Source organism: Amycolatopsis sp. CA-128772, assembly GCF_002904295.1.
GTDB lineage: Bacteria > Actinomycetota > Actinomycetes > Mycobacteriales > Pseudonocardiaceae > Amycolatopsis.
This window is the reverse complement of record NZ_PPHG01000027.1, coordinates 153,146-169,197: the sequence shown is the minus strand read 5'-3', so window position 1 is coordinate 169,197 and position 16,052 is coordinate 153,146. Positions and strand designations below refer to the sequence as shown.

21 protein-coding genes are annotated in these 16,052 nt (G+C 69.6%); 10 read left to right on the top strand and 11 right to left on the bottom strand.

The window, feature by feature from the left end:
• Together C2L59_RS47445 and C2L59_RS13135 are read left to right on the top strand one after the other, a co-directional pair.
• On the top strand, positions 1-382 hold a 382-nt coding region (locus C2L59_RS47445), incomplete at its 5' end, for a hypothetical protein (protein ID WP_158263066.1).
• A gap of 63 nt (positions 383-445) precedes the next feature.
• Positions 446-1,483 carry a DUF4192 domain-containing protein gene (locus C2L59_RS13135; RefSeq protein WP_103349795.1) on the top strand — a complete coding sequence of 346 codons (1,038 nt, stop codon included), beginning with the start codon at positions 446-448 and terminating at the stop codon, positions 1,481-1,483.
• 877 nt (positions 1,484-2,360) lie between these two features.
• Here C2L59_RS13135 and C2L59_RS48075 read toward each other — a convergent pair.
• The 6 genes from C2L59_RS48075 to C2L59_RS47435 all read right to left on the bottom strand — a co-directional run bounded on the left by C2L59_RS48075 (position 2,361) and on the right by C2L59_RS47435 (position 5,572).
• Positions 2,361-2,663 (bottom strand): hypothetical protein, encoded by a 303-nt coding sequence (locus C2L59_RS48075; RefSeq protein ID WP_199199050.1) that lies wholly within the window; start codon positions 2,661-2,663, stop codon positions 2,361-2,363.
• On the bottom strand, positions 2,642-2,863 hold the full coding sequence (locus tag C2L59_RS50335; RefSeq protein ID WP_199199049.1) for an ATP-binding cassette domain-containing protein: 222 nt from the start codon (positions 2,861-2,863) through the stop codon (positions 2,642-2,644). The genes C2L59_RS48075 and C2L59_RS50335 overlap by 22 nt, the downstream gene beginning before the upstream one ends.
• A gap of 924 nt (positions 2,864-3,787) precedes the next feature.
• The gene (locus C2L59_RS13125; protein WP_103349794.1) at positions 3,788-4,108 is read right to left on the bottom strand and encodes a hypothetical protein; all 321 of its coding nucleotides are present in this window, start codon (positions 4,106-4,108) and stop codon (positions 3,788-3,790) included.
• Between the two features lie 149 nt (positions 4,109-4,257).
• Positions 4,258-4,860, bottom strand: a complete 603-nt coding sequence (locus tag C2L59_RS13120; RefSeq protein ID WP_103349910.1) for a TlpA disulfide reductase family protein — start codon at positions 4,858-4,860, stop codon at positions 4,258-4,260.
• Positions 4,857-5,009, bottom strand: a complete 153-nt coding sequence (locus C2L59_RS47440) for a hypothetical protein (protein WP_158263065.1) — start codon at positions 5,007-5,009, stop codon at positions 4,857-4,859. The genes C2L59_RS13120 and C2L59_RS47440 overlap by 4 nt, the downstream gene beginning before the upstream one ends.
• Before the next feature lie 389 nt (positions 5,010-5,398).
• The gene (locus C2L59_RS47435) at positions 5,399-5,572 is read right to left on the bottom strand and encodes a hypothetical protein (protein WP_158263064.1); all 174 of its coding nucleotides are present in this window, start codon (positions 5,570-5,572) and stop codon (positions 5,399-5,401) included.
• Positions 5,573-5,636: 64 nt separating this feature from the next.
• Here C2L59_RS47435 and C2L59_RS48065 point away from each other — a divergent pair, with 64 nt between their 5' ends.
• Both C2L59_RS48065 and C2L59_RS47050 read left to right on the top strand, forming a co-directional pair.
• Positions 5,637-5,948 carry a helix-turn-helix domain-containing protein gene (locus C2L59_RS48065; protein WP_199199048.1) on the top strand — a complete coding sequence of 104 codons (312 nt, stop codon included), beginning with the start codon at positions 5,637-5,639 and terminating at the stop codon, positions 5,946-5,948.
• Positions 5,837-6,610: an IS630 family transposase gene (locus C2L59_RS47050; RefSeq protein WP_199199047.1), complete on the top strand. Its 774-nt coding sequence runs from the start codon at positions 5,837-5,839 to the stop codon at positions 6,608-6,610. Before C2L59_RS48065 ends, C2L59_RS47050 begins: the two co-directional genes overlap by 112 nt.
• Before the next feature lie 38 nt (positions 6,611-6,648).
• Here the strand turns inward: C2L59_RS47050 and C2L59_RS13105 are convergent, their stop codons facing one another.
• Positions 6,649-7,560: a hypothetical protein gene (locus tag C2L59_RS13105; protein WP_233223451.1), complete on the bottom strand. Its 912-nt coding sequence runs from the start codon at positions 7,558-7,560 to the stop codon at positions 6,649-6,651.
• Between the two features lie 197 nt (positions 7,561-7,757).
• On the opposite strand from C2L59_RS13105, the gene C2L59_RS13100 reads away from it, so the two are divergent.
• The 6 genes from C2L59_RS13100 to C2L59_RS13075 all read left to right on the top strand — a co-directional run bounded on the left by C2L59_RS13100 (position 7,758) and on the right by C2L59_RS13075 (position 13,549).
• Entirely contained in the window at positions 7,758-8,270 is a 513-nt protein-coding gene (locus C2L59_RS13100; protein ID WP_103349791.1) for a hypothetical protein, read from the top strand.
• Between the two features lie 335 nt (positions 8,271-8,605).
• Positions 8,606-10,114, top strand: coding sequence for a HAMP domain-containing protein (locus C2L59_RS13095; protein ID WP_103349790.1), 1,509 nt, complete (start codon positions 8,606-8,608; stop codon positions 10,112-10,114).
• 1 nt (position 10,115) lies between these two features.
• Positions 10,116-11,294, top strand: coding sequence for a poly-gamma-glutamate synthase PgsB (pgsB, locus tag C2L59_RS13090; protein WP_103349789.1), 1,179 nt, complete (start codon positions 10,116-10,118; stop codon positions 11,292-11,294).
• Positions 11,294-11,776 carry a poly-gamma-glutamate biosynthesis protein PgsC/CapC gene (locus C2L59_RS13085; RefSeq protein WP_103349788.1) on the top strand — a complete coding sequence of 161 codons (483 nt, stop codon included), beginning with the start codon at positions 11,294-11,296 and terminating at the stop codon, positions 11,774-11,776. Before pgsB ends, C2L59_RS13085 begins: the two co-directional genes overlap by 1 nt.
• Before the next feature lie 20 nt (positions 11,777-11,796).
• Positions 11,797-12,804: an NlpC/P60 family protein gene (locus C2L59_RS13080; RefSeq protein WP_103349787.1), complete on the top strand. Its 1,008-nt coding sequence runs from the start codon at positions 11,797-11,799 to the stop codon at positions 12,802-12,804.
• Between the two features lie 349 nt (positions 12,805-13,153).
• On the top strand, positions 13,154-13,549 hold the full coding sequence (locus tag C2L59_RS13075; RefSeq protein ID WP_146060360.1) for a hypothetical protein: 396 nt from the start codon (positions 13,154-13,156) through the stop codon (positions 13,547-13,549).
• A 53-nt stretch (positions 13,550-13,602) separates the two neighbouring features.
• On the opposite strand, the gene C2L59_RS13070 is transcribed toward C2L59_RS13075, so the two are convergent.
• From C2L59_RS13070 to C2L59_RS48055, 4 genes are all read right to left on the bottom strand, one after another.
• Positions 13,603-14,031: a hypothetical protein gene (locus C2L59_RS13070; RefSeq protein ID WP_103349785.1), complete on the bottom strand. Its 429-nt coding sequence runs from the start codon at positions 14,029-14,031 to the stop codon at positions 13,603-13,605.
• Between the two features lie 63 nt (positions 14,032-14,094).
• Entirely contained in the window at positions 14,095-14,922 is an 828-nt protein-coding gene (locus C2L59_RS47045) for an endonuclease domain-containing protein (protein WP_146060359.1), read from the bottom strand.
• The gene (locus tag C2L59_RS48060) at positions 14,915-15,568 is read right to left on the bottom strand and encodes a hypothetical protein (RefSeq protein ID WP_199199046.1); all 654 of its coding nucleotides are present in this window, start codon (positions 15,566-15,568) and stop codon (positions 14,915-14,917) included. The genes C2L59_RS47045 and C2L59_RS48060 overlap by 8 nt, the downstream gene beginning before the upstream one ends.
• On the bottom strand, positions 15,550-16,026 hold the full coding sequence (locus C2L59_RS48055; RefSeq protein ID WP_199199045.1) for a hypothetical protein: 477 nt from the start codon (positions 16,024-16,026) through the stop codon (positions 15,550-15,552). Before C2L59_RS48055 ends, C2L59_RS48060 begins: the two co-directional genes overlap by 19 nt.
• Positions 16,027-16,052 lie beyond the last annotated feature (26 nt).

Sequence of the window (16,052 nt, the reverse complement as noted above, 5' to 3'; positions counted from 1 at the left end):
GCCCGAGTCGGTCGCCTGCAACATCCCCCACCGCGGCAGCCTCCTCGACTACGGCGCCTGGAATCTCGCGCGCGGTGTCCTGGTCGAGCTGTGCCGCGCGCTCCCGGCGACGCCGGTCTCGCTGCTCTACGACGAGCCGGTGCAGCACCGCGACCGCACGCGGTTCGCGATCCGGATCACCGCGCACGCCCGGCGCGCCGACGGGCAGGACGTCCGCGTGATCTACCGCAGCGAACGCAGCGACACCGAACCCTGGCCGGAGTTCTGGAGCATCGCGGTCAACGGATTCCTCCCCGCATCCGGCAACGACGTCCGCCGCCCGTCGCCGCCCTGGATCGCGCACACCGCCAAGGAAACGTTGCGCACCGAACTCGGCCGCTGACGGGCGCTCTTGCCGGTCCCAGCCGCCCGCGCCCGTGTTCTTCGTCTGAAAGGAAATCCTGCAATGGCACTCACCATCGACGGCACCAGCGAGGTACTCGCCGGACTGCCCACGACCTTCGGGTTCGTCCCGCGCCACTCGCTGGTGCTGATTTCCACCCTGCACCACACTGACCGCTCCGCCACGGTCGGCCCGATGAACCGCGCCGACCTCGGCTACGTCGTCGCCGACCCCGGACCGGCCGTCGACGCGTTCGCGCGTCAGGTCGGCGACCTGCCCGTCCAGAACGTTCTCGCGGCGATGATCCACCCCTCCACCAACCCCGCAGACGACACCGACCTGCCGCGGCGCGACACCGCCGACACGATCACCACGATGCTGAACGGCCACGGCTTCACCGACATCGACGCTATCCACGTGCCTGGCATCGCCGCCGGTGCCCGCTGGCGTTCCTACCAGACCCCGGGACGCCACGGCGTCCTGCCCGACCCCGTCAGCACCGTGTTCGCGGCCGCCGCCGCGGCCGAAGGCCGCATCATGGCCGACCGCCGCCACGATCTGGTCACCCGCTTCACCCCCGGTCCCCAGCCTCTGCGCGAACGCCTGCACCACCCGATCGCCGCCGCCATCGCCGACGCCGGCCTCGACGCCGATCAGCCCGCCGCCGCGCTCGCGCGCCTCGCGCGCGCCGACGCGGCCATCCGCACGGCCAGCGAAGGCACACTGCCGACCGGCGAGGCGACGATCGTCGACCTCATCGCGTCCATCGCCACCATCCCGTTCTTCGACGCCCTCATCGCCGTCGACGGCGATCTCCATCTCGGCGCCGAGGACCTGGCCATGCACCTGTGGCGTCACGCCTGCGAACCGGTCGCCAGCCGGCTCGCCACGGTCATCGCGCTGCACGCCTACCAGCGCGGCGACGGCACCACCGCCCGCATCGCACTCGAGACCGCGGACATCCAGCAGCCGCTACCCCGGCTGCTCCTCGAAATGCTCGACCGGTGTGTCCCGCCGACCCAGATCCGCACGCCGGCCCAGGAGATGAGCCACAACACCCGCCGCGCGCTGCGCGGCGCCCAGCCCACCGACAAGTCCTGACGCTCCCGTCCCGCTCCGAGCGAGTGTCGGACTCCACCACTACGAGCGGTGCCGAGCCTGAGCCACGGCACCCGCTGCGGGCCGGCAGCTCACCCTCGACGGTCACCAGGGAGCTCGAGTGGCGGCCGGGCTGTGTCACCAGCAGTGTCCTCGCCCGGCTCGCTGGGCCGTGGATCGCCCGAAGGTAAGCACACCCCGGCCGGGGGCAGTGCGTCCCCGAAGCCCGGCCCGATCCGCCCGGGTGAACCAGCCCTCGCGGGACAGCCATCAGGTGGCGAATTTCTCAGCGACCGCCTGACCAGGTTGGAGTGGCTGGTGACTGACCACGACGAACAGGAGTGGAGAAAATGACGAAACGAACAACGCCGCGCTCGACAAGCAAACGGATCGTAATCGCGCTCGCCGGAGCCGTGTCGCGCTCGGCGTGATGAGCGGCGCCGCGTCCGCCTCGCAACCTGCGCTGGCCACCGGCACCACCGCGCCGGCGAGCGCACGTGGCTGAGCTGTGCGATGACGACTTCGTTGAGACGAAGCCAGTGGAGACGACAGGGGCGCCCCGCCCGCTGAGGCAGGCCAAGTCTCGGTGATCTTGTCTGCGCGCACTTGTTGACCAGTGGAGTGACAGGTCGGCTCAGACCGAAGGCACCGGTTCCTTACCGAAGTTGGCGCCTACCTCCCGTACGGGATATAGGCGCCCGGGGACCGCGCCGGGACGGGTCGGCCAAATGTGGCGACACGGTGCCGCTCGGGTCCGGGCCGGTGGGGGGCGGAAACGGGACATGCACGACCGGCGGTGTCGACCCGGCGGCCGACCGCGCGGCGGTCACCACGCCAAGGACGGCCGCGAGGAGGGCGGCGAACAAAGGTCTCGATCGGATTACGGGGCTCGCCTTGAGGACGCGGCTGACGGGCGGGCAGCTCTGGGTGAGGCCATGAGGCCGTGTCGGGAGCCGAGCACGACATAGCCCTCCTCGAGCGACGGCGTTTCGGGGACCGTGTCCGGTCTCGGGGGACGCGGCGACACGATCCGGTAGCGCATGCTGGCCGCCTCGGCCAGCGCCGAGACGACCATGCCCTCGGGGGCCGGCCCGGAGGTCGTCGCCGACCACACCTGTTCCCGGGCGGTGGCGGTCAGCTCCGCGACGGTGCCTCGGATGATCACCTGTCCGGTGGCGAGCACGGCCCGGTCGCGGCAGGCTGTGCGATGACCTCGACGATGTGGTGGGTGGACAGCAGCACGGTCCGCTCGCCGGCCAGCTGGGACAGCAGGGTGCGGAACCGAATCCGCTCCTCGGGACCCACTCCTGCGGTCGGCTCGTCCACGATGAGCAGCTTGGGGGCGTTGAGCAGGGCCTGGGCGATACCGACCCGGCGCTTCATGCCGACGGAGAAGCCCTTGAGATCATCTTGACCTTGGCCACGACAGCCCTGAGGGCTTTCTTGGCCGGATAGGTGTAGATGTGCCGCCGGTCGGTGCCTCGCTTGCGGCGACGCTGGATGCGCCAACCGAGCGGCTGTCCAGCACGGTACCTGTGCGAGCGGTGGTGTGGCAGGCCGCGGCTCAGGGGACACGCGCTCGCGGCACGGTGGCGGCGGCGGTTAGGGCAGTGTCGTTCAGTCCGCCGGTGCTGTGGTGGTTGGCCGCGTCAGCGCTGCGCGTCCCGGCTGTTGTCGTGACGGTTGTGGTCCGCTGGCGCTGGGCGGCCTGCGGGCGCCGCCGTCCCTCGTCGTGTCGGAATTCGTCCGGCACGGTGTCGCGTGCGGAATTTGCCCGCTGCATCGCGGCCTGGACGAGGTGCAGTTCTTGCCGGTGGAACAGCTTCGCACCCACGGCGGCGCGGACCGGATGAGCAGCACGTCGCGGCCGCAGTGGTCAGGGGTGCTGTGGAGGCGCGGCCCGAGCTGGCCGGCGAAGTATGCCACCGGCGGGGCGATCAGCAGCCCGATGCGCCGGCCCAGGTCGTGGCGTTGAGCGAGAGCTCGAACCGCAGGGCGCGATGGCCGGGAAAGGTGATGACCAGCGTCCTGGGAATCGACGCCGGTCACCACCGGATCAGGAAGGCACGAATGTCGCCGCAAGTGGCTGGGGCCGGCCACGGTGCCGGCACTGCAGGTTGGCCGTTGATGTCGTCCTGCAGCCGTAGTACCCGCTGGTGCAGCTCAGTCAGTTCTCGGTGACGTACTCGTCGTGATCACCGCCAGCGGCCAACTCGTCCAGGTCGCCAACCGGGGCTCATCTACCTCGCCTTGGGTGTGCCGACCGAAGGAACGCGAGACATCCCTGTGTGGCCGACGATTCTGCGGTCAGGGGTAGTACACCGCACCGATGCTGTCGGCGGTCAGGCCGGCCGGGCACGGGGCATGCGAGACGACACCGCCGACGGCCGAGACGACAGGACCGAAGTAGCTGTTGCCGTTGGAGCAGCGGACCCGGACTTGCTGGGAGCCTGATCGCTCGTAGCACTGGGAGAAGCCGCCGTGGCCGTCGGCGTCACGTCCGACGACGCAGTTGGCCTGCGGCGTTGCACTGGAGGGCGCGGCACCGAGTACTTCAGCGCCAGAAATAACGGCGGCAGCGGCCAGTACGGATGTGACGATGCGTTGCATGTAGGTCCCCTCGATCATTGCCGCCTGCGCCGCTGTCGGCACAGACTTACCGGCTCAAGGCGTAGTGCGTGAATGATCGTTGCCGACGGGTCGCATGCGGCCTACCGCCGTCGGGGTGACGATCACCGCCCGCTATGCCGATGACCGCGGAGGCGTCGGTGTGCAGGTCACGACAGCGCGGCGGCGACGGCTTGGCGGACCTCGTCGACGGTGTGAAAGGTCGGCGGGGTGCGGACCGGGCGAATTTGTCCGTCGGCGGTGATGACGTACGAGCTGGGCAGCGTCGTCACTTGCAGCGCCTTATGGGCCGGGCCGGTACTGCTCGGGCCGTCGAAGACCGTCGGCAGCCGCACGCGCAGCCGGGCAAGCAGGTTCAGTCCGTCGATTTGCGGGCTGGCGGTCTGCACCAGCAGTACTCGTATGGCGCCGGGTCCGGCCGCGTATTCGGCCAGGACAGGCAGCTCGGTGGTGCAGGGTTGACACCAACTGGCCCACACGTTCACCAGCGTCGGGACACCGACGACAGTCGCGCCGAGCCGCGTGGTGGTGCCGGTGGCCAGGCACGTCACCTGCACCTCAGCCAATTCCTCAGGCGTTGAGCCGTTGCCGGCCGGGCAGGCGGGCAGAGCCGCCGCCGAACGAGCGGCCGAGAGATCACTCGTCGCCTCGCTAGGGGCAATACTGCTGTCGTGCGAGCGTGGCAGGATCGCCACGATCGTGGCGATCAGCAATACCGCAGCTACCAGTGCCCACCTGGTCAACCTGGTCATCGCGCCCACAGGCTGCACACCGCTCGCCGCTCCAGCCGCGGCAACGCCTGCCTCTCCCGCATCCCTCTAGCCTGCCAGCACGCATCGACGACGTCCTCGGCAGCCTCGATCAGCAGCGCGTTCTGCAATATCAGCGAGAAGGCGACCACCTTCGGGCGTGTGCGGCCGGGTCGACGGCCTGCTTCGGGCGCCGTCGGAAGGTGCGGCAGCCTGCCCTGAGTGGTCCGCACCCTCGGCGAAGCTATCGAAGGAGCGGCGAAACCCGTCGGCAGCGACGCGGACGGAGTGGTGCAACTCGACGACCAGTAACAAACCACCACAACCACGGTCAGGCTCGCACCACCCGGGCACGCTATTAAGCGCACCCTCGAATGGAAGTAAAACGCCATACGGACGGGCACAGGTTCCCGGATAGCGATCACCGGGTGTATCCACGCCCCGCCAGCCCGATTTCCAGCCGGCTCGGCAGACGGCGCCTTGCCTGAGCAGCGGGTCAACGCCGAAAACCGGTCCCTACCCCGGCCAGTGTAGTTGCCGCTTAGTCGCGGCACAGGCCCCGGTAGGCGATGAGGTGGAGCAGGACGTAGTAGGGGTGGCCTTCGGCGCCGGGCGGCTGACCGGCGTGCTCGACCAGCCGCGGAGCGAGATGTGGACCGGGGTACGAAACCGCCGAGGCCGCCGCATCCATCGTGCCCCGCCGCGGCCAGCGCAAGCTGCCACCCGCTGCCTGAGGTTCTCCGGCGTCATACGCGGCAGGCGAGCCCGATCCGAAGGAAGTGATCGCAGCCCGGCTCGAAGTCTCGGGCGAGATGCTGCGCCTGGTCGCCAAGCGATTCACTGACACCGGCGGCGATGTCCTGGCCACGATCGGGCGCAAGAAGCGCGACCTTCCACCGGTGCCGTCCCCGGTGACCGGTGAGGTCGAGGCCCGGCTGATCGCCCTGGCGTGCTCGCAGCCGCCGGCGGGGCATGCCCGGTGGTCGCTGCGGTTGCTGGAAAAGCATGTCGAACTCACCGAGGACATCCCGAACTTGGATCACTCCACCATCGGCCGGGTCCTAAAAAAACGGAACTGCGCCCTCATCTGAGGAAGTGCTGGAATATCCCGCCACGAGCGAACGCGGAGTTCGACGCCCGCATGGAGGACGTGCTCGCCGTCTACGCCCGACCGCACGATCCCGCCCGCCCGGTCGTGTGCATGGACGAGAAACCCTTCCAGCTCCTCGGCCAGGTCCGTGATCCGCTTCCCGCCCGGCCAGGCCGCAACGCCTGTGAGGACAGTGAATACGTCCGGTGCGGCACCTGCTCGATCTTCGTGTGGGCCGAGCCCCTGCAAGGGTGGCGCCGTGTCCACGCCCTGACCCAGCGAACCAAGATCGACTGGGCCGGGCAGGTCAAACAACTCTTGACCGTGGACTATCCCAAGGCCCAGACCGTGGTGCTGGTCATGGACAACCTCAACACCCACGGCATCGCCTCGCTCTACGAGGCCTTCGAACCCGGCGAAGCCTTCGCTCTCGCCCAGCGCCTAGAGATCCACCACACCCCCAAACACGGGTCCTGGCTCAACATCGCCGAGATCGAACTGTCCGCACTGTCCCGGCAATGCCTCGACCGCCGCATCAGCGACCTCGACACCGAGCTCGCCGCCTGGCAACACACCATCAACACCGAACAACGTCAAATCCGCTGGCAGTTCACCACCGACGACGCACGCGTCAAACTCCGCCACCTATACCCCAAAAGTTAGCCGCGACAATCTACTAGTTACTACCTCAACCACAAAAGTCACGGCTTGCGCAGATCGGCTTCCAGCAACGCCCGGACCACGTCCGAGCGTTGCTCCGGCGATTCACGCACCGACCTGCTCATTTCGACATGTAGAAAAACCGTGTCGTCAGACGCGGCCATCCGGCCCTGGACGTTCGTCGTTCCCTCGAGGCCTTTGCACTGCTCCTCCCACGCGCGGCATACGGCGAACCCGTCCGCGGTGAGCCGCGAAGCCGCCCGGCGAGGCGCGCTGCCGGTCATCGTCGCCCCCGACGACAGCACGATGTCCGTCGACGGCAGGTTCTCGTCGTGGAAACCGTGCAACTGGACCTGCGCGAGCCCTCGCCCGGCCAGCGCCGAAGCCAAGACGTGGAACATCGAATTTTCTTCATGGGCGACGTCAGCCTTGCTGTCGTCGGCCTTCCGGTGGGCGCCCGCCACCAGCAGCACTACGCCCGGCGTGCGGCGGAACAGGTCGACACCGAACAGCTCCGTCCGCAAATCGAACGCCGGGTGCGGTACCTCCACGGCCAGCGACGGCGGCGCCGACCGGTCGATCACGTACATCCCCCACGCCCGCTCGGTGCCGGGCTCGTTGACGACGATCGTGTACGGCCGCCCGGTCGCCGGATCGACGCCGTCGCGCACCGAGAACCCGAGCTTTCTGAGGTCGGCCGTACCCCGGCGGTCCAGGACCGCCGCGAACCCGGCCGCCGCCGTGCGACGTTCGTCGGATTTCGGTGGGCGGTACTCCTGGTCCGCGGACAGCTTCGACGTGAAGTCGGTCACCACGAAATCCAAGCCGGCCTCAGGCGCAGGTGATCCGGGCTTCGGTGAATCGCCGTCACCGAGGACCAGCACCAGGGTCAGGACCAAGGCCAGCGCGACGGCCACACCGGCCACGCTGAGCAACATCCGCGGTCGGCTCATCACCACCCAGAGTGTACGACGTCACCCCACAGGTCGCCTCGACCGCTCGTTGCTCCCCGATGGGGGCGGTAGTAACGTCACCGAAGGCTTCATTGATACCTTCGCGTGTAACCCAAACGGGTGGACGTTCCATTAGCGGCCACGGTGGCCGGCGATCCTGCGGGACCGCGTGACCGGAAGGGCCTGGGGAGACCCGGTTGAACCAGCACGAAAATCGAGTAGCGCTGCTGCGCGCGCAGATCCCGGAAGCGGGGTTCCCCCGCGGCGCCGGCGTCGCCTCGGCCACCACATTCGTCTTGCTGCTGCTCATCGCCGCCTTCACCGCGCTGTACCTGTCTACCGCGGGCCCGCTTTCCCTGATGCGAGCGAACGACGCCGCCGGCCGCGTTCCCGACGAGGTGACCGCGAGCCAGCAGCGCGCCACCGCCGGTCTCGCGCAGAGCGTCGCGACCTCGGCGACGGCCGCCGCGGGCGACCTCCAGGTCGCGACCGGTTCCGGTGTGTTCGACACCGCGGACGACACCGCATTGCTCACCCGCCTGGGAGAGACCTACGAGGACTGGCGCGGTGTCGTCGTCTACGACCCGCTCGCGCATAAGGTCCTGGCCACCCGCGGCGAGCCGGTACCGGTCGAGACGCTGCGCGGGGTCGCCGTCGCGAACCTCACCGTCCGCCCGGTCGCCCGCCCGGCGACACCCCGCTCCTGCTGACCGCGCTCCCGCTCACTGGCCCCCGCGCCGGCAAGGTCCTCATCGTCTCGACCGCCCTGCGCACCACCGCCGGCGACCTCGACAAGGACATCCAGCAGCAGGTCCGTCTGGTCACCGCCGACGGCGCCGTCCTGCACACGCACGGCTCCGACATCGCCGCGACCGACACCCCCGCCCAAGAGCTGCTCGCCCGCGCCGCCACAGCGGCCGCCACCGGGCAGTCCGGCGTCCTCACCGGGTCAGCCGTCGCCGAAAAGGGGAACGAACGGGCCCCGGTCGTCTCCTACGCCCCGGTCTCCCCCGCAGGCATCGGCGGCAGCCTCGGCCTGTCCGTCGTGGCGTTCAGCCGCTTCCCGGTCGAGGCCGTGCCCGTACGCTGGCCGGGCCTCATCCCCGCCGCCGCGCTGCTCGCCCTGGCCGTCGCAGGCTTCGTCCTGCTGCGGCGTACGGTCGTCGCGCCGATCCGCAGGCTCCGCACCGACGCTCTCGCCGTCGCGGCCGGGGTGCTCGGCAAGCCAGTCCGGCAATCACGGATCCGAGAGGTCAACCGCGTCACTGCGGCCCTGGAGCGGTCCCGGTCGAAGCTGCGGCGCAGCAAACCCGAGCCGAAGGTACGCCCGTTCCTTTCCGCCCAGCTCGTCATCGCGGCTGTCGCGGTGGCCCTGCTCGGCTGGTCGGGCGCGGTCGCCGCGACGCTCGGCCGGCAACACGCCGAGGTGTCGCCGACCATGCTCAGCGAGCACGGCGTCCGCGTCACGCGCTCGGCCGACACCCTGCGCCGCAGCCTCGCCGAAGGCCTCACCGACCTTCAATCCGTCGCCCGGCTCGGCAAGGGTAAGGAGCCCGGCCAGCTGCGCGGCATGCTCGAACGGCTCGCCAGCACCGAAAGCCGATTCCGCAGCGTCTACGTCGCCAACGCCCAAGGAGCGGTCCAGCTGCTGGCTGGCCGAGAGTCCCTGCGTGACCCCGGCAAGCTACCCGACGGCGAAGGCCTGCGCCAGCACAACACCAGCGGCCGCGTCCCGGTCGTCTACGCCTTCACGCCGCTGCCGGACACGAAGAACGTCGTGGTCGGCGAGTACGACGTGCCGCGGATGGCCGAGATGCTCGGCTCCGCGGGCGGCCGGGTCCGGGTCGTCGACGAGGGCAAGCGCACGATCGCCGACACCGAGGGCTACCTTGCGTTCTCCCCGCTGTCCGATGCGACGCTGATCAGGAACGTCGACGCCGCGCAGTCCGGCAAGGCCGCCCGCGAGACGACGCCGTCCGCGCTAGTTGCCGCGCAGCGCCTGGCCGACAAGGGCTCCGCCGCGACACTGAAGTGGGTCATCGTCGCCGAACAGCCTATCGGCTCGCTCGGGGTCGCGGACAACACCGTACGCTCGGGCGCGCGGGTCGCCGCGCTGCTCACCGCCGTCGTCGCGCTGATGCTGTTCGCCTGGCACCTGCTGGTGGTCGTGCGGCCGCTGCGGCGGGTCGGCGACGAGGCGCGGCGGATCGCCGCCGGCAACACCGGCGCCGTCGTCTACCCGCAGCGCCAGGACGAGATCGGCACCATCGCCTCCTGCGTCGAGATCTGCCGCCAAGCCCTCACCGACGGCCGCGACCGGCTCGGCGAGGTCCGGCGGCCGACAGGCGCGGCGACCGACGAAACCGAGCTGCTCCAGAAGATCGTCGATGAGCCGGCACCCGCGCCGAAGCCGCAATCTCGGCCACAACCGAGCCCGCAGCCGCCGCGTGCGGCCCGGCCCCGGCCCCAGACGCCGCCGCGGCTGCAGGCCCGGACCCCAGAAGAAAAGGCAAAGAACGACTACCTGAGCTGGCTGGACGGGGCCGGGGTTTGACGTGACGTTCCTCTACGTCGTGCTGCTCACAGCATCGGCGGCGATGCTGGCCGCCGGGATCGCCGAACAGCGCCAGCACTACCGGCACCTGCACAGCATCCCGACCCGGGTGCTGGTCAACGGCATCCGCGGCAAGTCGTCCATCACCCGTCTCTGCGCGGGTGCCTTGCGCGGCGGCGGGCTCGTCACCACAGCCAAAACCACGGGCACGGCGGCCCGGTTCATCCACCCTGATGGCAGCGAAGAACCGGTCTACCGCAAGTTCGGCATCGCCAACGTCGTCGAGCAAATCGGCATCGTCCGCCGCGCCGCCGCCTACCGGCCCGACGCGCTGGTCATCGAGTGCATGGCGGTCATGCCGGACCTGCAGGAAATCAACCAGAGCAAGCTGATCCGCTCCACCATCGGCGTGCTGTGCAACGTCCGCGAGGACCACCTCGCCGAGATGGGCCCCACGCTCGACGACGTCGCACGTTCGCTGAGCCGGTCGATGCCGGTCGGCGGGATCTGCCTGACCGCCGAGAAGGAACGGCTGCACATCCTCCAAGAAGAGGCCGACAAGCGGGACTGCGAACTCATCGCCGTCGACCCCGAATCGGTCACCGACGCGGAGATGCGCCGCTTCAGCTGGATCACGTTCAAGGAGAACGTCGCCATCGCGCTGGCCGTGGCGGACTTGCTCAACGTCAACCGGCAGCTGGCGCTGGAGGGCATGTGGGCCGCGCCGCCGGACCCAGGCGTGCTGCAGGTCCACCGGTACCGTGCCGGGCGCCGTCACCTGCGCTTCGCCAACGTCTTCGCCGCGAACGACCCCGAATCGACGTTGCTGAACATCGACCAGCTCCGCCGCCAAGGTGCGATCACCGACCCGCTGCACGTGATCATCAATTGCCGCCCGGACCGCGTCGAACGCAACGGCCAGATGGGCGCGCTCATCCCGAAGATCGCGCCGGAACGCGTGGTGCTGATCGGCGAACCGACACGCAGCGCCCGGGTCGCGATCCCGAGCGAGTGGCACGACCGCGTCGTCGACCTCGGCGGTTCGCGCTCCCCGCGGGAGCTGCTGCGCGGGATCGTCGGCGGCGTCGAGCGGCAGGCGTCGCTGATCGCCATCGGCAACATCCACGGCCAGGGGGAACTGCTCATCGAGGAACTCGCCAAACTGGAACCGGTCGCCTGATGCTCACCACGTCCCTCGCCCCCGAGGTCGCCACCGTCGGCCTGGCCATCGGCCTGCTGCTGTCGCTAGTCTGCTACCTGACGACGAACCTGTCGCCCGGCGGCATGATCACCCCCGGCTGGATCGCGCTGACCATGGTCGAGGACTACCGCCGCGCGGCGATCATCGTGCTGATGACGGCGCTGACGTTCGGCGGCACGAAGCTGTTGCAGCGATTGGTGATCCTGTATGGCAAGCGGCTGTTCGCCGCGGTCGTGCTGCTCGGCGTGGTGCTGCAGACGACGTTGCTCATCGTGCTGCAGGCCGACTTCCCGCTGCTGTTCGTGCACCAGACGCTCGGGTTCGTCGTGCCGGGCCTGGTCGCCTACCAGCTGGTGCGGCAGAAGCCGATGGCCACGATGCTCGCCACCGGTGGGGTGAGCCTGGCCAGCTACGCGATCCTGATCAGCGGTGTGCTGGTAGGGCTGGTCCCGACAGTATGAGCCCCCAGCGGAGGTGGCCGATGTACCGGGCGGTCCGGATCGGCGTACTGGCCGCGGTCATCGGCGTGTCCGGCGCGGCCGCGCTGTACGTCGCGCGCGGCCAGGAGCAGGAAATCACGGCGATCTCGGCGTCGGCCGCCCCGCCCGGCGCGGCGGTCACCGGCGGCTACACCTACGAGCGGCTGGCCAACCCGTCCCGCACCGTGGTCCGCGACGGGGTGGGCGCGCAGCTCGCGTCCTTCACCGACGGCTCCCGAACGGCGATGCTGACCGGCCGCTCGCGGACCTTCACCGAGCCGAGGTTCACCAAGGTCAGCATCACCTCGACAGCCTGGATACGGCTCGCGCCGCAGGCGTGGCACGCGGGCGCGGAGAAGGAGAAGTGGTTCACCGACTGGCTGCCCAAGGCGGTCGGCGACACCGATCCAGACATCCTGGCCATCGCGTTGCAGTACACCGACGGCGCGGCCGACCAAACCGCGAAGAAGTTGCGGATCGCCGGAGACGCCAACTTCGGCCCGGACAGCGCCGAGGGGCGGCTGGAGAAGTCGGATTTCTACGACTACCTCGGCATCGGCTGGGATTTCCCGGACGGTGTCCACGAGGCCGCGGAGCCGGCGCGAGCGCGATCGCTGGACTGCTCCGGCTTCGTGCGGATGGTGTACGGCTACCGGTCGGGCTACCCACTGCTCGGGAGCAACACAAAGGGCCCGGGCCTGCCGCGCCGGGCGTGGGCGCTCTCGGAGCTCGGCCCGGGCACCGAGGTCGTCCACGACGAGAAGAAGCAGGCGACGGACCTCAGCACGCTCCAACCGGGTGACGTGCTGTTCTTCAACCTGGAGCCCCAGCTCGGGACGCAGGTGTCCCACATGGGCATCTACCTGGGCATCGACAGCGACGGGCACCACCGGGTGCTGTCGAGCCGGAAGGTAGCGAACGGGCCGACCTTCGGTGACGCCGGCGGGGTCTCGCTGATCGACGGATCCGGAACGTACGCGAAGGCGTTCCGCGCCGCCAAGCGCCTCTGAGAATGCCGCTCACTCAAGTACGGCGCCACGCTGCCACCGAGGCCGACCACACCAACGGTAATCGCGTCGACCAGCTGCACGTCCGCGCGGCGCAATTGCTTTTCCGCGAGGCGGACACCATCGCTCCAGCTTCCAGGAGGGGCGCGTCAGTGCTGGTGACGCCGCGCGCCGGCCGTCGCGCACCCGTCACTGGCGATCGACGCCTCGGCCCGGCAACGACAGAATGCCCGACCTCACGTTGGGAGTTGTCACGGGCGGCCGGATCGTCGCCCGGCCGGGACGCGATGGACAACTCGACGGACGGCCGGTGGATTCCGGCACGTGGGCGAGGTGGGGAGAAACCGGGCCGATGCGTATGTTCGCGCTGACGCCGTCGCGGTCGACGTCGACCGAGCACCAATGGCGGTCGTCGAGGCGGAGCAGCAGTCGGCGGCTGTACCGCTGGTGGAGCGGCCTCGCCCACCACGTCTCCTGGGCGGTCTCCCCGTGGACGACGCTCAACCTGCGCGACGACAACACCGGGATGTACCTGTCGACCTCGAACTTCGAGGGCAAGCACCTGGAACTCGCCGCCGACGTGGCCGCCGTAGTCCTCACCGCCGGGCAGTCGCTGGGCACCTTCTACGGCCGGGACTTGCGAGGTTTCGAGACGACCTGCCGGCAGGTCGAGACCACAATGCGCCAGATGATCCCGATCACCCGGCAAGCCCTCGGCCGCCCCGACGCCGATCCCACACGGCGCTGACCGCCCGACCGCGCTGCTGGCCTGCTGGCTGGGCCGGGTCGACGCGGACCTGGTCAGCGCCGATCCGGCGGCGCGAAGTGCGAGGACTCCGGCGTGACTCCCGCAAGCCATCGGGTCAGAGCCTTGGCTTCGTCCGGCTTACGGTCGAGGTTTTCGCCGGTCAGATGCAGGGTGATCACGTCGCCGAGCCGTTCGTCGAAGCGGATCTCACGTGCCGCAGCGAACACGCCGTAGCCGCGAATGTCCACGCTGGACATGCGTCCGGCACGCCCGAAAGCCAGCGCCGGCTCGATGTCGTGGAAGAACACCCAGGTCCGCTGGATGGCTCCGGAGATTTCGACGGCGTAGCCGTGGATGACGATGTGGCCGTCGCTCTGGCGGGGCCGCGGAAGCTTGTCGGCGCGGTAGATGTGGTGATAGTTCGGAACATCGCGATCGGCGAAGCGGTCGCACGCCTCACACCTGCGGCTGGGGGTTACCAAAGTGGCCTCCTGACCTTCGTGACCCGGTATTGCGGCTGGTGAGCACGGGCCGGAAAGAGCATCTCAGCGGCGGCGGTAAGCCCGCGTCACGGGCAGCGGGTCGATGCCGAGATAGTCGATACGTGCGCGGTGCTGGTCGCGGTCGCGGTGTGCATGGGGATACCGCAGCCGCAGGTGCCGGGCGGGCGGGTCGTTGAGGTATGCGGCCCGCGGGCAGTCCCGGAGGTGGGGACAGATGTCGATCCATGCGTTGCAGTCGCTGCAGAGCAGCCACCGGACCAGACCGGTGAACGGGTCATGATCGACGATCACGCCCACCTGCGCTCCGCAGGCGTGGCATTGCGCACCGGCCAGATCGATCAGCCGCTGCCGGATGCGGCCGATGCGGCTGTCGGGCGAGAGGTAGGGCGGCCAGTCGCTGCGCCCGCCGACATAGGTGCAGCGCTGACCGGGCGGAACGGCCCCGGGAGCGACGCGCTCGGGATCGCATTGGACTACCCACTCGACGACACGGTGGTGCCGGGGGCCGCGTCGTTCCGCGATCGGCGCCGTGGGCGGGGCGAACATGCGGTAGGTCGTGCCGTCGGTCCACCAGTCGTAGCGGCGCTGGTGACGCACCGGGCCGTCGGCGTGGCGGGGCAACGCCTGGCTGCCCCGCTCGGAAGTACCTGAGCAGAGCACCAGGTCCCCTCGCAGGAGGTGGTAGCGGCCGTCATCGCCGAGCACCGCGGCCAGCTCGCCGGGACGCGGCTGCCAGTGCGGCCCGAAGCACGGACTGCTTGCACTGGTCCGGACGTAGTCGGCGACGCCTTCGTAATCCAAGGTGAGCGCGAACCGCCACAGCAACGCGTCGCGCCGAGCTTCCGGCCACTCCAGCAAGGGGTCAAGCATTGACGGGTTCCTGGAGCGACACGCGTAGCACCTGGGCTGCGACCCGTGTCGAGTCGAGCAGGCTCTGCCGAAGGGGCTCCGGCAGTGTTCCGATCCCCAGACCGGAGGCGTTCATCAGGTGGGTGAGCACTGCGTGCTGCTCCTCGGTCACTTCGGCCGGTATGTCGCGGTACCGCAGTACTTCCCTTGCGGCGTAGCCGTCTTCCGACTCGATCACCTCGCCGACCACCTGGGTGAACACTCGGCTGGCCGCGTCGGAGTCGACGGTGTCGGCGAGCGTGGCCACGGTGAGCCCGAGCTGTGCGCGGAAGAAGGCGTAGCCGGGCATCGGCGGGCGCTCGACGAACCGCATGATCATCGCGGCGATGGCATCTCGTCGTGAGGTGCTGTCCGGGTTGGCGCACATCACCGTCAGGCAGGACGCGACCTGGAGTTCCCACGGCTGCTCCGGGGTGCTTTCCGCCAGCGACGCCCGCGCCGCTGCCAGGTTCGGGTTCAGGCAGTGGGCCACGATCGTGGCCTGGCGGCCATCCATGAGGTGCACGCCGATCCCCCGATGAGCATGGGCGTGGGCAACCGCGTCGTTCCACCGCCCGGCGAGTACCAGGGCCCGGACGCCTTCCCCGATCAGGTGCAGCCAACCCATTCGCGCAGCTTGTGGAGTTCGGTGCGGGTCCCGGCCAGGTCGCTCAGCGGCAGGGTGCGCCCGTCGACGACCAGGTCGGTGCTGGTCCTGACGGCCTGGAACATCGCCTTGAGCAGACGTAGCGCCTGGTCGCCGTCGCTGGCGCGCAGCTGCAGCCGGGCGAGGTTGAGCACGGGTTCGAGCATGTGGCGGGCTTGCAGGACGGTGAGCGACCGGTCCGCGACGCGGTAGAGGTCGATGTGCTTCCAGCACAGGTCGCGGGCCAGGTCCGGCAGGCCGCAGTCGCTGGCGATCAGTGCCGCCTTGTTCAGGACGCTCGCGCCGTCAGCCAATCCGTCAGCGTCGTCGTGTTCGGCGGCGCGGGCGATGTCGACGATCTCCTGGACCCGCTCGGGCAAGGCCGGGCACGAGGGCCGGGGACGGCCCAGCAGAGGAAAGCGGCGGACCACAGCGTCCAACGTGGACAAGTTCGACGTGGAATTCA